This is a genomic window from Pseudoalteromonas sp. Z1A6, assembly GCF_011378745.1.
Taxonomy (GTDB): domain Bacteria; phylum Pseudomonadota; class Gammaproteobacteria; order Enterobacterales; family Alteromonadaceae; genus Pseudoalteromonas; species Pseudoalteromonas arctica.
The window spans coordinates 1-15,490 of sequence record NZ_WTKW01000010.1; the positions used below are offsets into that span (position 1 = coordinate 1).

General features: G+C 40.6%; 10 protein-coding genes. 3 read left to right on the top strand and 7 right to left on the bottom strand.

Annotated elements, in window-relative coordinates; all coding sequences use genetic code 11:
- Positions 1-161 precede the first annotated feature (161 nt).
- Positions 162-2,237 carry a M13 family metallopeptidase gene (locus GQR46_RS01215; RefSeq protein ID WP_165728097.1) on the top strand — a complete coding sequence of 692 codons (2,076 nt, stop codon included), beginning with the start codon at positions 162-164 and terminating at the stop codon, positions 2,235-2,237.
- Positions 2,238-2,511: 274 nt separating this feature from the next.
- Here the strand turns inward: GQR46_RS01215 and GQR46_RS01220 are convergent, their stop codons facing one another.
- From GQR46_RS01220 to GQR46_RS01235, 4 genes are all read right to left on the bottom strand, one after another.
- Positions 2,512-3,579, bottom strand: a complete 1,068-nt coding sequence (locus GQR46_RS01220) for an aminoglycoside phosphotransferase family protein (RefSeq protein WP_165739473.1) — start codon at positions 3,577-3,579, stop codon at positions 2,512-2,514.
- A gap of 23 nt (positions 3,580-3,602) precedes the next feature.
- Entirely contained in the window at positions 3,603-4,001 is a 399-nt protein-coding gene (gene mutT, locus GQR46_RS01225; protein ID WP_007582062.1) for an 8-oxo-dGTP diphosphatase MutT, read from the bottom strand.
- Positions 4,002-4,069: 68 nt separating this feature from the next.
- Entirely contained in the window at positions 4,070-6,784 is a 2,715-nt protein-coding gene (secA, locus tag GQR46_RS01230) for a preprotein translocase subunit SecA (RefSeq protein ID WP_007582061.1), read from the bottom strand.
- Between the two features lie 371 nt (positions 6,785-7,155).
- Positions 7,156-9,183 (bottom strand): methyl-accepting chemotaxis protein, encoded by a 2,028-nt coding sequence (locus GQR46_RS01235; RefSeq protein WP_165728099.1) that lies wholly within the window; start codon positions 9,181-9,183, stop codon positions 7,156-7,158.
- Between the two features lie 116 nt (positions 9,184-9,299).
- Here GQR46_RS01235 and GQR46_RS01240 point away from each other — a divergent pair, with 116 nt between their 5' ends.
- Entirely contained in the window at positions 9,300-10,070 is a 771-nt protein-coding gene (locus GQR46_RS01240) for an NADP-binding protein (RefSeq protein ID WP_165739475.1), read from the top strand.
- Here GQR46_RS01240 and hutH read toward each other — a convergent pair.
- The 3 genes from hutH to hutC form a co-directional block, all read right to left on the bottom strand.
- Positions 10,067-11,602 carry a histidine ammonia-lyase gene (gene hutH, locus GQR46_RS01245; protein WP_165739477.1) on the bottom strand — a complete coding sequence of 512 codons (1,536 nt, stop codon included), beginning with the start codon at positions 11,600-11,602 and terminating at the stop codon, positions 10,067-10,069. The two genes, GQR46_RS01240 and hutH, sit on opposite strands and share 4 nt — an antisense overlap.
- A 2-nt stretch (positions 11,603-11,604) precedes the next feature.
- Entirely contained in the window at positions 11,605-13,278 is a 1,674-nt protein-coding gene (gene hutU / locus GQR46_RS01250) for a urocanate hydratase (RefSeq protein ID WP_165739479.1), read from the bottom strand.
- Between the two features lie 74 nt (positions 13,279-13,352).
- Complete coding sequence (gene hutC / locus GQR46_RS01255; protein WP_024600420.1) at positions 13,353-14,060, bottom strand: histidine utilization repressor; 708 nt, start codon at positions 14,058-14,060, stop codon at positions 13,353-13,355.
- A gap of 119 nt (positions 14,061-14,179) precedes the next feature.
- Here hutC and hutI point away from each other — a divergent pair, with 119 nt between their 5' ends.
- Positions 14,180-15,427, top strand: a complete 1,248-nt coding sequence (gene hutI, locus GQR46_RS01260; RefSeq protein WP_165739481.1) for an imidazolonepropionase — start codon at positions 14,180-14,182, stop codon at positions 15,425-15,427.
- Positions 15,428-15,490: the final 63 nt, after the last annotated feature.

Consider the following 15,490-nt stretch of genomic DNA (forward strand, 5'->3'; position numbering starts at 1 on the left):
AACGAATTAAATTGCACTATAACGTCGTTAAAAATTTTTTATTTAGAGCAACTAGATACAAAAACTTTTGCCTGGTTCTAGCGTAATTTTCTTAACGTTAAATAGACCCCATATATAAGCAGATTGGTATGATTCAATTCTAACTAACAAACGGAATAATTATGAATAAAGTAACAATGGCTGCTGCAAGTATCGCACTTGCACTTGGCTTGGTAGGTTGTGGTGAAAAACAACAAGAAACTAAAGTAACCGACACTCCAGTAGTAACAGCACCCGCTGAAAAACCACTAGAGCTTGGTATTGAACTAGCTAATATGGATAGTTCAGTACGCGCACAAGACGATTTTTATTACCATGTAAATGGTCAGTGGTTAGCTAAAACTGAAATACCAGGTGATAAGTCTAACTACGGTTCTTTTTCGCAGCTATATGATGAGTCACAAAAAGCGATGAAAATTGCCCTTGAAAACGCAGCCGCGAATAAGGCCGCTAAAAAAGGCAGCGATGAGTATAAAATTGGCGCATTTTATAAAAGCTATATGAATAAAGATGCGCGTAATGAGCTAGGTATTACGCCATTACAACCGTCATTAGATACAATTGATAGCGTTAAATCTAAAGCTGATTTAGTGGGTTTAATGGCTAAAATTCAAAAACAAGGCGGTACTTTACCGTTTGGTTGGTTTGTAAATAACGATGCTAAAAACTCAAGCGAGTATGCATTGTATTTATCTCAGTCGGGTCTTGGTTTACCAGATCGTGACTATTACTTAAAAGATGACGAAAAATTCACTAAAATTCGCGCTTCTTACGAGCAATACATCACTGATGTTTTAGCTAAGTCAGGCGTTAAAAATGCAGCAGAAGCTGCTAAGAGCGTACTTGCATTTGAAAAAACACTAGCTGATGCTCAGTGGAGCCGTGTGCAAAGCCGTGATGCAACTAAATCTTATAACAAGATGACAGTAGCAGATGCAAGCAAGTTGATGGGTGACCTTGATTTAGCTGCATTCTTTAAAGATGCAGGCGTGAGTGCAAGTGACATTATTGTACGTCAACCAAGCTACTTAGAAGCACTTGCTACTATTTACAAAGACACTGATTTAGCGACGTGGAAAAACTACTTAAAATTTCATTTTGTAAGTGGTTATGCAGAGCTACTTAGTGAAGATTTAGTTAACCTTAACTTTGACTTTTACAGCACAACACTTCGTGGAGTAGAAGAACAAGCACCTCTTTGGAAGCAAGCGGTTGATGCATCTAACAGTGTACTTGGTGAAATATTAGGTAAGGTATACGTTAAAGATAACTTCCCGCCAGAAGCAAAAGCACGCATGGAAGAATTAGTTGATAACGTAATTAAAGGTTACGGTGTTGCTATTGAAAATCTTGAGTGGATGAGCCCTGAAACAAAGCTTGCAGCGAAAGAAAAACTAGACAAATTTACACCTAAAATTGGTTACCCAGACACGTGGAAAGATTACTCAGAGCTGGATATTAACTCAGATGAGCTAGTAGGTAACTACATTCGTTATAGCGAATGGGCATACGCAGACATGATTGCTAAATTGGGTAAACCAGTTGATCGCTCTGAGTGGCACATGACTCCGCAAACAGTAAATGCGTATTACAATCCAGTAAACAACGAAATTGTATTTCCAGCCGCTATTTTACAACCGCCATTCTTTAATTTAGAAGCGGATGATGCTGTAAACTACGGTGCAATTGGTGCAGTAATTGGGCATGAGCTTGGTCATGGTTTTGACGACCAAGGTGCTAAATACGACGGTGATGGCAACTTACGTAACTGGTGGAGTGAGACTGACCTTAAGCAATTTGAAGAGCGTACAGCGGCTTTAGTTGCACAGTATAACGAATATAAACCGTTTGAAGATGCAAGTGTTAATGGCGAGCTAACGCTTGGCGAAAACATTGGTGACTTAGGTGGCTTAACGGTTGCGCATAAAGCGTATATGCTGTCTTTAGGTGATAAAAAATCACCAGTGATTGATGGTTACACAGGCGATCAACGCTTCTTTATGGGTTGGTCACAAATTTGGCGTCGTAACTATCGCGATGAAGAGTTACGTAATCGTTTATTAACAGACCCTCATTCACCAAGTCACTACCGTGTAATCGGTATCTTGTCGAATATGCCTGAGTTTTACGAAGCGTTTGACGTAAAAGAAGGTGATAAAATGTATATCAAACCAGAAGATCGCGTAAAAATCTGGTAATTGCATATAAATAACAAAAAACCAGTAAGTTTTTAGCTTACTGGTTTTTTTGTATCTTGAATTTGTAAATAACCTGAACTATGGATAATAAATCTATCTCAAGCAGCTGTTTTCAGCGCTAACTGCGTTGAATTTACTTGCAATAGGCCAGCTATTGACGCGCAAATTCGCCTTGTTTTCACTAAAAATCTCTGGCTAGAGAAAATAAATTTAAATATCACCATGATTCAATACGTTAATAAATCTCTTAACCAGAGTTCAGGTTAAATAAGCTTTAGCTCATTAAGCATTGGTGCATCCATTTTTCGTTACTGAGTATGTTTTTATAAAGCGCGAGTTGGTTTTGTGCTCGCTCTAAATTATGCTCTGCATGAGCCACTTTAAAGTACACATCGTTATTTAAGTAATCAGTTAAAAAGCGCACACTTAACATGAGCGGCATTATTTTAGCGCCTAACAGTAGGCTTTCTTGTTCTTTTGTACTCATGCTGCTTTTTAATGGCGTTACATAGCCTTTAACAATGGCTGAAAATATATCTTTTCGAATAATAACGTTGTGTAAGTTTGTTGAATCCTCGGCTTCGGGGGAGCAGAAAGTGCGTACCATGTCGCCAAAATCATAAAGCCTAAATCCCGCCATGCAGGTATCTAAATCAATCACTGCTTTTGCTTTGTGAGTTGTACTACAAAACAGCATATTATTTATTTTTGTATCGTTATGACACACTCTAAGTGGTATCTGCTTAGCTATACTACTAAGCTCGGTAATTAAATACTGCTGCGATAAGCAATATTCCATTTCGTCAGCGCAGTGCTTTACTCTATTTACAGAGTGATTTGTGATTGCGGTATTTAATTGCTCAAAGCGCATCGCTAAGTTGTGAAAATCAGGAATTACAGTATGTAGTTGTTGTGTATCAAAATCTTGTAATGCATGAGCAAATACGCCAAAGGCGTAAGCCGCTTGCTCGCTCTGTTGCGCATTTTTAACAACGTCTTCGCTGTAACTGTCACTAATATAGCTAAGGACGCGATAATGCGCGCTATCAATTTCTATTAAGTGTTCGTTGTTTTGTATGGCTATATGCTTAACTGTTTCAAGGGGGTAGTTGCTTTGTAGTTGTTTGGTATTTAAATGCTGCTCAATTAGTTTTGCATTACTTACTAACTGAGCAGGGTATTTAAATACCTCAGTATTAAGTTTTTGCACAATAAACTGTTTATCAATACACGTAAGTAGCCATGTACTATTTATATGGCCGCTACCAATCACACTAACTTGAGTTAACTCAGGATTTAATGCTAATTGTTCGCTTAGCTTATTTTGTATTGAGATGTTCATTGTGCTCACTTGTACCTAGTTTGTTATGCGTATCGGGCTACTATTTTCTCGATAATTTCAGCATTAGCTTCAGGAAAATCATAATTTTCTAATTCACTAATTGCTACCCATTCACTAGGTTGTCCTTCAGCGCCATGTGCTTCACCGCTAAAGTTACTCACTACGTGCACATCTAATTTAACGCACTTATCGCCGTAGTCATGTTCAATCACCATAAGTTGGCTAGAGCTGTGAATTGTTAATCCAACTTCTTCAATAAGCTCGCGTTTAAGTGCAACAAAAACACTTTCACCTGCTTCTACTTTGCCACCAGGAAATTCCCATAAACCGCCTTGATGTTGTTCATCTGCGCGTTTACAAATGAATATAGCGTTATTTTTCTTAATAACACCAACAGCTACATGTACAATTTCTATAGTCATTACTTTAAAACTCCATAAAAAAAAGCGACGCTAGCGCCGCTTTTTAATAAGCTAATAACAATACTGGGCTATTTTAATTTACCGCAACATTGTTTGAATTTTTGACCTGATTTACAAGGACAAGGGTCATTACGACCTACTTTTGGTTCTGTACGAGCCATTACAGTAGCTGTTTCTGGTGCTGGCGCTTCGCCACCTACTTGCTCAGCTTCTTCATGTTGGTATTCGCGAGGAGCATTTTCACTTTTACGGTGTTGCTCTTCTACTTTTTCAACATCTTCTTCTGCGCGTACTTGTACTTTACTTAGGATGCTTACAACATCTACTTTCAAGTTTTCAAGCATTTCAGAAAACAGCTCAAACGATTCACGCTTATACTCTTGCTTAGGATTCTTTTGCGCGTAACCACGTAAATGAATACCTTGACGTAAGTGATCCATAGCAGCAAGGTGATCTTTCCAATGCTGATCAAGACTTTGTAGCATAATCGCTTTTTCGAATTGACGTAAAACAGAATCGCCAACTTGCTCTTCTTTTTGCTTGTATGACTGCTCAACCGCCTGCTCAATACGCTCACGAAGTTTTTCTTCGTATAGTTTATTGTCATCTGCTAACCACTGAGTGATTGGCAACTCAAGTAAGAAGTCTTGTTTTAAACGCTCTTCAAGGCCAGGAATATCCCACATTTCAGCAAGGCTTTGTGGTGCAATGTATTGATCAATTACACTAGCAAGAACATCACCACGAATTGCTGTGATAGTCTCTGAAATATCGCCTTCTTCAAGTAGCTCATTACGTTGAGAGTAAACAACGCGACGTTGATCGTTTGCTACATCATCGTACTCAAGCAATTGCTTACGAACATCAAAGTTACGTGCTTCTACTTTACGCTGTGCATTTTCAATCGCACGGTTTACCCATGGATGTTCAATTGCTTCACCGCGTTGCATACCTAGTTTACGCATCATATTAGTCATGCGTTCACCAGCGAAGATACGCATTAGTGCATCGTCCATCGATAGGTAGAAACGACTAGAACCGGCGTCACCTTGACGACCAGAACGACCACGTAATTGGTTATCTATACGACGAGATTCGTGACGTTCAGTACCAATGATATGTAAACCGCCAGCATCAATTACCGCATCATGGCGAATTTTCCAAGCAGCTTTAATTTCAGCAATTTGCTCAGCAGTTGGGTTTTCAAGTTTTTCAACTTCACTGTTCCAGTTACCACCTAACACGATATCGGTACCACGACCGGCCATGTTGGTTGCAATTGTTACTGTACCTGGTAGGCCAGCATCTGAAACGATATCTGCTTCTTGCGCATGAAATTTGGCATTAAGTACGTTGTGCTTAATTTTTTCTTTGCGTAAAAACTGCGATAAATACTCAGAGCTTTCAATTGAAATAGTACCTACAAGTACCGGTTGTCCGCGGTCTTGACAGTCTTTAATGTCAATTAAAATTGCTTCGTATTTTTCTTCTTGTGTTAGGTAAACTAAGTCGGCGCGATCATCACGAACCATTGGCTTATTAGTTGGCATAACAACAGTATCTAGGCCGTAGATAGATTGAAACTCAAAAGCTTCAGTATCGGCAGTACCTGTCATACCTGCTAATGTTTCGTATAAACGGAAGTAGTTTTGGAACGTAATAGATGCAAGTGTTTGGTTTTCGTTCTGAATATTTACACCTTCTTTAGCTTCAACAGCTTGGTGTAAACCTTCTGACCAACGACGACCTTCCATTGAACGACCAGTATGCTCATCGATAATGATTACTTCGTTTTCTTTTACTACGTAATCAACATCTTTTTGGTATAGCTTGTGGGCACGAAGGGCGGCATAAACGTGACTTAGTAGCGTAATGCTTGCTGCTGAGTAAAGCGAATCGCCTTCTTCAATTAAGCCGCGTTCAGTAAGTAGCTCTTCTACTTTAATTTGACCACGTTCTGTTAAATGAACTTGCTTAGACTTTTCATCAATAGTGTAATCGCCGTCGCCTTCAACACCTTCTTCGTCTTCTTTTTCTTGAAGTTCAAGTAAAGGAACGATGGTATTTATTTCAGTGTATAGCTCAGAGCTGTCCTCAGCTGGGCCTGAAATAATAAGCGGAGTACGCGCTTCATCAATTAAGATTGAATCCACTTCATCGACTACGGCATAAAATAATGGACGCTGAACACGTTCATCAATGCTAAAAGCCATATTATCGCGAAGGTAGTCAAAACCAAATTCGTTATTTGTACCGTACGTAATGTCAGCAGTATAAGCTAGCTTCTTCTGCTGTGGCATCATACCCGGTACGTTACAGCCTACAGTAAGGCCTAAAAATTCAAATAACGCACGGTTGGTTTCAGCATCACGTTTAGCAAGGTAGTCATTCACAGTAATTACGTGAACACCTTTGCCTGTTAAGCCGTTTAAATAAGCGGGTAGGGTAGCTGTTAGTGTTTTACCTTCACCGGTACGCATTTCTGCAATGCGACCTTGATGTAAAACCATACCACCTAATAACTGCACGTCGAAATGACGCATGCCATTTACACGCTTTGACGCTTCACGTACCACAGCAAAAGCTTCAGGTAGGATATCGTCAAGGCCTTGTCCGTTATCGTAACGTTCTCTAAACTCAGCTGTTTTAGCTCTTAAATCTTCATCAGAAAGCGCTTCAAGTTGCGTTTCTAGCGCATTGATTAGCGCGACCGTCTTTCTTAAGTTTTTAATAGTGCGGTCATTGCGACTACCAAAAAGCTTGGTAAATAAATTAGATATCATGATAAAACCGTTACAATGTATTCTTTGTCAGCCGAGTATCGGCTAACCCATTTTTAACAATTGGTAATTAATATGTGCTTTTAAATAACACTTAGAACATATTAATTAGCAATATTGTATTAAACCGCTCAAAAAGCACTGTTTATTACGTGCGCTACTATACCAGACTCTGCCAAACAACAAACTATCTCAATAAAAAGATCTGTGTATAAAATCGAAAAATTTGATCTGGTTCGTAAAAATAACTTTGTATTACTCAATTACAGTAAAAATAGCAGCGAACTGTAAAGATATGGTGCTAAATAAATTAAAAACAAGGGTTATAGCTGCGCTTAAGTTTGACGCTTAAACACAGCTATTAAATGAGTGTTTTATAATTTAAATTGGTTAACCGTTTTGTTAAGTGCCGCAGCTAGATCACTTAAGTCACGAGCTTCGTCAGCGAGGGTATGTGCATGATCAGCGGTACTGTTCACTAAGTTATTAATTGCCGAAAGGCTCGTATTAATATCTTCAGCAACGACTGTTTGCTCCTCAGTTGACGTTGCTATTTGATGACTTTGGTCTTGTACTTTAGTGACCGACTGCGCAATATTGTGAAGTGAGCTAAGTACTTCTTTAGTTTGCAGTACTGAGCCCTCGGTTTGATCTTGTCCTTGTTGCATCATCACTGAGGCCTGTTGAGCTATTTGCTGCAAGCGCGAAATCATATTACGAATATCGTCAGTTGATTCTTGTGTGCGACTTGCTAGTGAGCGTACTTCATCAGCAACAACGGCAAAGCCTCGACCGTGTTCACCGGCACGAGCTGCCTCTATAGCCGCATTAAGTGCAAGTAAGTTGGTTTGATCGGCTATTGAATTAATTACATCGACTAATGCACCAATATTATTACTTTCTTGCTCAAGGCCTGCAACCACTTTAGATGCTTCGCCAATATGCAACGCCAGTTCAGTCATTACTTTTTGCGCCTGTGTAGAACGGCTTGCACCTTCAGCTGTAATTGCCTGAACTTCTTCAGCTGCATTATTTGTATGTTGTGCATTACGTGATATTTCAAGCACAGTAGTCGCCATTTCAGTTACCGCGGCGCTGACGCTATCAACTTGCTGCTTCTCTTGCTGAATTTCAGAATTAGTTTGCTCAGAAACATGTCTTAGCTGAGCTGCTGCATTACTTAGCTGTTCTGCTTGCGCTGCGGTTTCTAGCATCATGGCGCGTAATTTATCAATAAAAGTGTTCATATGATTGGCCAGCTGTCCCACTTCATCTTGGCTATTAATATCAATTTTTTGAGTAAGGTCGCCTTCACCTGATGCTATATCACGCATAATGTGCGTAAGTGTTGTGATGGGTTTTGAAATCATATGGGTAGCCCATAAAATCATGGCTAATATAATAATTAAGATAATAACTACTGCAGTTGTTGTTGCGGTTACTGCGGCATTTACGGGCTCTTCAATCATGCTAGTAGGAATAAGTAGACCTACATACCAATCTATATAAGGCTGATCTAGCTGTAAGCGATGGTAAACCACATAAAACTGCTCACCTTTAAAAGTAACCATTTGGCTGCCTTTAAGGTTATTTCGCATTTGTGTATTTAATTCTTTAAAGCCTGCTGTATCTGTAAATTGTTGCTCAAGCGCATCGAGTCCTTCTTTACCGTTTGCACCTTCATCTGTAATTGAAAGTTTGTGTCCAGTGGCTTTTGAAAAGTGAACTACTTTTTGATTTCCATCGAGTAAAAATCCATAACCTTGGCCGTTAAAGCGAATATTTTCGACCATGTCGTTAATTTTGTTTAGTTGTAAATCAACACCGCCCATACCAATGAGTTTACGCTGTGCGTTATAAACAGGTTGTTGTACTACTGCAGATGCTACGCCTGTGGTTAAATCAACAGAGATTGGACCTACATAAAGTTTGTTAACTTGCATGGCTTCTTGCCACCAACCACGCTTGTAGGCGTAATAAGGCTGGCCGTTGTAGTGACTTGTACGTTCATTTTCTTTAAAGTATTCACCGGTGGTTGCTGAGGCAAAAAAGGCCGATAAAATGTTTTCGTCGTTTGAGCTTAAACGCACAAAGTCTTGGTTTACTTCGTTGTAACCTGGCGCGCTTTCGAGTGCTTGATCGCGAGTATCCCAATTTTCAAAAAAGTTGATTAAATGTGGGTTATTAACAAAGGTTGATACCATTTTACCGTACATTGCAAAGTAACTTTGCATTGAAAGTTGCTCGGTCTGTAGATAACTTTGTGCTTCGTTTTCTATGTTTTCTCTAGAGAGGTTGGCAATGTGTTTAACAAAGAATGTTGAGGCGATAATTAGTAAAACGGTAATTGTTCCACCAATCAATAATAATATTTTCTTCCGTAATGATAAATTATTTAGCATGAGTGCGCATATTTTTATTATTTATGAAATTATATCTAATCATATCTTACTTAAAATCTCTATAAAGTTAGATAGAAAGAACTAATTATGCGTTTAAAATAAAGGCTTATACAAAAATGACAAATAAAAGTAATAAATTAGTAGTATTAGGTGCAGGTTGGTTAGGACATGCTTTATGCGTAAGTGCGCAAAAAGCTGATTGGCAAGTACAAGGAACGCATAGAACAGATATACACGAGTTTGATTTTGAGCGTCAGTTTACACTTGAAGATGGGCAATTAAGACATCAAGTTGATTTACAAAATGCTTATTGGGTATGTGCTATTCCACCACGTAGCAGGGACAGTGAAAGTAATTATCCTGAAACACTCACCGCAGCGCTTAAGCTCTCAAAGGAGTTAAACGCAAAGGGCTTTTTATTATGCTCATCAACCGGGGTATACGATCAAGAGCCTGGTGTATATAGCGAAAGTTGCGATATTTCATGCACAAACGAGCGCCAAATAAAGCTCTATGAGGCAGAAGAGCAAGTACTTGAGCAAGACGGGAAAGTGCTGCGTTTAGCTGGATTACTAGGGCCTAATAGAGAACCGGGTCGTTTTGTGGCAGGCAAAGAGCTTAATACATCAAGTGAGCAAGTAGTAAATATGGTGCATCAACAAGATGTAATTAATGCTGTTTTTGCGGTGATAGAGCACTGGCAAGTAGGGCAAAATATTTATAATGTTGTTAATCCTGCGCACCCAAAAAAAGCTGAATACTACGCAGTGAAGTGTGCAGAACATGGTGGCGAGTTACCACGCTTTACCAGTGATGATAAAGCTGAGCGCAAAGTTATTGGCTCAGCTATTGAAGCGCTAGGCTTTACTTACCAATATGGTATTTAATATGCTGAAGGCAGGGGGCTGCTCTCTATGAAGTCGCATAGCTTACCTTCACTTAGTAATGTATTAGCAGCTTCGATATCGGGAGCAAAGTAGCGGTCTTTATCATAATAACTCACATGCTCGCGTAATAACGCTTTAGCGCTTTGCACTTTATGTGATGGTTCAAGCGGCTTTCTAAATTCTAGCCCTTGAACCGATGCTAACCATTCTATTGCCAAAACGCCTTGGGTATTATTGGCCATTTCATCTAAGCGCCTTGCTGCAAAGGTTGCCATAGATACATGATCTTCTTGATTTGCAGATGTAGGCAAGCTATCGACCGAAGCCGGATGTGCTAATGATTTGTTTTCTGACGCAAGCGCTGCAGCGGTAACTTGAGCAATCATAAAACCTGAATTTACCCCGCCGTTTTCAACTAAAAATGGCGGTAATTTGGATAGGTTTGAATCGATAAGTAATGCAATTCGCCTTTCTGCTAATGCACCAATTTCGGCAATTGCGATAGCTAAGTTATCGGCGGCCATTGCAACTGGCTCTGCATGAAAGTTACCTCCCGATATTATGTCGCCTACATCGGCAAAAACTAGCGGATTATCGGTTACACCGTTTGACTCACATAACAATACTTCTGCGGCTTGGCGTATCTGAGTTAGGCAAGCTCCTAGCACTTGAGGTTGGCAGCGAAGGCAGTATGGATCTTGTACTTTTTCACAATTTACGTGGGAATCACTAATTTGAGAGTGCGTATCGAGTAGCTCTCTAAATACTTGAGCGGTGTCTATTTGTCCGCGCTGACCACGAATATCATGAATACGTGCATCAAATGGCGCGCGACTACCCATTGCTGCTTCTATGCTTATCGAGCCGATAACGCAGCTTTGTGCATATAAGTTCTCGCTTCTAAATAGGCCTTGTAGTGCAAACGCAGTCGACGCTTGTGTGCCATTTAATAATGCTAAGCCTTCTTTAGCTGCAAGGGTAAGAGGTTCAAGCCCCGCTATTTTTAACCCTTGTGCTGCACTAATTATTTTTCCTTTATGTCGCATTTGACCTTCAGCTAATAAAGGTAGGCACATATGCGCAAGAGGGGCTAAATCCCCCGATGCCCCCACAGAGCCCTTTTTAGGCACGCACGGATATACTTCGCTACTAAGCAGCTGCATAAAAAATTGGATTATTTGCAGGCGAATACCCGAGTAGCCGCGCGAAAGCGAGTTTACTTTTAAGGTGATCATTAACCTTACTGTGCTGTCATCCATGTATTCGCCAATGCCCGCAGCGTGTGAAAGCACAATGGAGCGCTGTAATAATTCAAGTTCGTCGTCGGCTATTTTGGTATTAGCTAATAACCCAAACCCGGTGTTAATCCCGTATACAGTGCGGTGCTCATTAATAACGTTTTGAACGGTTTGCGCGCTTGCTGCTATTTGCGATTCAGCATGCTTTGCAAGGCTTAACTTTACCGGTGAATTATTAATTTTTCTCAGTGTGTTTAAATTAAGTGAGCCTGGTGTGAGAGTAAGTTCGAACATGATCATTCCTCGTTTAGCATAGGTAGGTCTAAATTTTGTTCTTTGGCGCAGTTCTTTGCTATGTCGTACCCAGCATCAGCATGGCGCATTACACCTGTTGCAGGGTCGTTCCAAAGTACGCGAGCAATACGCTCTTTAGCTTCATTTGTACCATCGGCAACAATAACCACACCAGAGTGCTGACTAAACCCCATACCTACACCGCCACCATGATGAAGAGACACCCAAGTAGCGCCACTTGCCGTATTAAGCAGTGCATTGAGTAATGGCCAGTCCGATACCGCATCTGAGCCATCTTTCATACTTTCTGTTTCGCGGTTAGGGCTGGCAACTGAGCCCGAGTCGAGGTGGTCACGACCAATAACGATAGGGGCTTTAAGTTCGCCATTTTTAACCATTTCGTTAAAAGCCAGTGCAAGGCGTGCTCTATCCTTTAGTCCAACCCAGCAAATACGTGCTGGCAGGCCTTGAAATTGAATACGTTCACGCGCCATATCAAGCCAATTATGTAAATGTGCGTCATCAGGAATGAGCTCTTTTACTTTTGCATCGGTTTTATAAATATCTTCTGGATCGCCCGATAAAGCAACCCATCTAAATGGGCCAATACCTTCACAAAATAAAGGGCGAATATAGGCGGGTACAAACCCAGGAAAATCAAACGCGTTGGTAACGCCCTCGTCAAACGCCATTTGGCGAATATTATTGCCATAGTCTGTTGTTGCTGCCCCCGCTTTTTGCAGCGCCAACATCGCTTTAACTTGAACTGCCATTGATTGTTTAGCCGCTTTTACTACAGCTGTTGGATCTTGCTCACGCATTTCTGCTGCGTGCTCCATGGTCCAACCTTGTGGCAAGTATCCATTGAGAGGATCGTGAGCTGATGTTTGATCTGTAACTACATCTGGGGTAATACCTGTTTTAACGAGTGTGCTAAATACATCGGCAGCGTTACCAAGTAAACCCACTGAGAGGGCCTCACCTTTTATGCATGCATTGGTTATTAATTGCAATGCATGTTCAAGATCTGTTGCTTTTACATCAACGTAGCCTGTTTTTATACGAAAATCGATACGGCTTTCATCACATTCAACAACTAGCGCACTAAACCCTGCCATTGTAGCGGCAAGCGGTTGTGCGCCGCCCATACCACCAAGGCCACCTGTTAATACCCATTTGCCTTTAGCACTGCCCGAAAAGTGCTGTTTTGCCATAGCTATAAAGGTCTCGTAAGTGCCTTGTACAATGCCTTGCGAGCCAATATAAATCCAAGAGCCTGCCGTCATTTGGCCGTACATCATCAAGCCTTTTTTATCGAGCTCGTTAAAATGTTCCCAATTTGCCCAGTGTGGAACTAGGTTTGAGTTGGCAATAAGTACACGCGGTGCATTACTGTGAGTTTTAAATACACCTACTGGCTTTCCTGATTGTACAAGTAGGGTTTCGTCGCTTTCGAGTCTATCGAGGGTTTCTATAATTTTGTCATAACTTGGCCAATCGCGGGCTGCTCGGCCAATACCACCATATACAACAAGAGCATGAGGATGCTCTGCAACTTCAGGATCTAGATTATTCATTAGCATGCGCTTAGCGGCTTCAGTTTGCCAGCTTTTAGCGCTTATTTTATCGCCATGAGGTGCACGTATTACGCGACTTGTATCGAGTCGGTTGTTCATGTTTTACTCCTGTTGTATATACAAGATGATTTGTTATAAAAAAAACGCAGTAAGCGCATTTTCTTTGTTGTGTGTTATTTTTTAAATGTTAAGTGACCACCTAAGCGATATTTACTACCAGGTGATACAAGGCGTGCAAAGCTTACAATGCCATTAACAGACCATGTGCGTCGAATAACTTGCAAGCATGGCTCTTCGTTATATAAGTTTAGCCATTGGCACATTTCGCTGTTTGGCATTATGGCCTCTACGGTATGCCTTGCTTGAGTAAGTGGTGCAACACTAGATAAATACTCATGAGGTGTAAGCGTGCTAAAATCTTGTTGTAAGTAACCAGCGGCAAGCGCAGGGTTTACAAAACGCTCCTCTAACTGCAAGGGGCTGTCGTTTTCGTTATGCACGAGTACACTTCGATATACAACACTGTCAATCTCAACACCAAGTGCAATGGCAATAGGTGCGACTGCATTTATTGATTCAAGTATAAGTACACTACAGGTGTAGTTGCCGTTACGTTCCTTTACTTCATCAGCAATGTTTTTTATTTCGAGTAACGATGACTGCGATTTAAATGTGGCTACAAATGTACCTAACCCTTGGCTGCGGGTTAAAATACCTGCCTCGGTTAACTCGCTTAGTGCTCGGCGGGCTGTCATTCTGCTGACACTAAATTGACTACTTAGTTCGTTTTCAGAGGGAACACGTTGGTTTTCTTGCCACGTACCGCTGCGAATTTTATCAACAATGAATTGTTTTATTTGCGCAAATTTAGGTGTCGTCATTAAATTTATGGTTACATTAAAAATAAACTATATAAATAAGATGACACAATTACCTTGTATATACAAGATGGGTTGTTAGACTATATTTTCATCACTCTGGGCGTAAAAAGGGCTGTAAAATGCAAAGCACAACAAAAAATTATGAGTTAGAAGAAATTGACTTACTTTTAACTGATGCCAATATTGCCACTATGGATAGCAATATAAATGCCCCTTATGGCGCAATCGAAAATGCTGCTATAGCTATCAAAAATGGTAAAATTGCGTGGATTGGAGAGCAATCAACATTGCCCAGTTTTGATGTGTTTGCAACGCCGACATTGAGTATAAAAGGGCAGTGGTTAACGCCGGGCTTAATAGATTGTCATACACATTTAGTGTTTGCAGGTTCAAGGTCGCAAGAGTTTGAGCAGCGCTTGCAGGGTGTAAGTTATGAGCAAATTGCGGCACAAGGCGGTGGCATAGCAAGTACGGTTAAAGCGACGAGAGCAGCCGATCGAGAGCAATTATTTGTTGATGCAAAAGATCGCTTAAATACGTTGTTAAAAGAAGGTGTAACCACTGTTGAAATAAAGTCAGGCTATGGGCTAGATACTGAAAACGAGATAAAAATATTAGAAGTAGCTCGTTTATTAGGTGAGCATCATCCTATTGATATTAAAGCTACTTTTTTAGGGGCGCATGCTCTACCGCCTGAATACAAAGACCGTGCTGATGAATATATTGATTTGGTATGTACTGACATGCTTGATCAGGTAGTGGCTAATAACCTTGCTGATGCAGTCGATGTATTTTGTGAAAATGTAGGGTTTAGTTATTCGCAAACCAAACGTGTTTTCCAGGCGGCTAAAAAGCATAACCTCCCAGTAAAATGCCATGCTGAGCAGTTATCTAATCAACATGGTGCTGAGCTGGTGGCGCAGTTCAATGGCCTTTCGGCAGATCATATTGAGCATCTCGATGAAGAGGGTGTAAAAGCCATGGCAAACGCTGGGACGGTCGCGGTGTTACTGCCCGGTGCATTTTATTTTTTAAGAGAAACTAAATTCCCACCTATTGAGTTACTTAATCAATATAAAGTACCTATAGCTATTGCGAGTGATTTTAATCCTGGCACTTCACCGCTGTGCTCAGTGCACTTGATGATGAACATGGCATGCACATTGTTTAGATTAACACCCGAGCAAGCATTGGCAGGTGTTACTCGCAATGCTGCTAAAGCACTAGGGTTAGACGACCGTGGTATTTTAAAGGTTGGTGCAAGAGCTGATATTGCGCATTGGCAAATAAGTCATCCATCACAATTAAGTTACCAATTTGGCGTAAATAAACTGTTAAATTTATGGATTTTGGGTAGAATTAACTAGTTTGTATTATTTTTGCCCACATATAATCTGGTTTAAACTTTTTTAGCGAATACGGATGCCGTT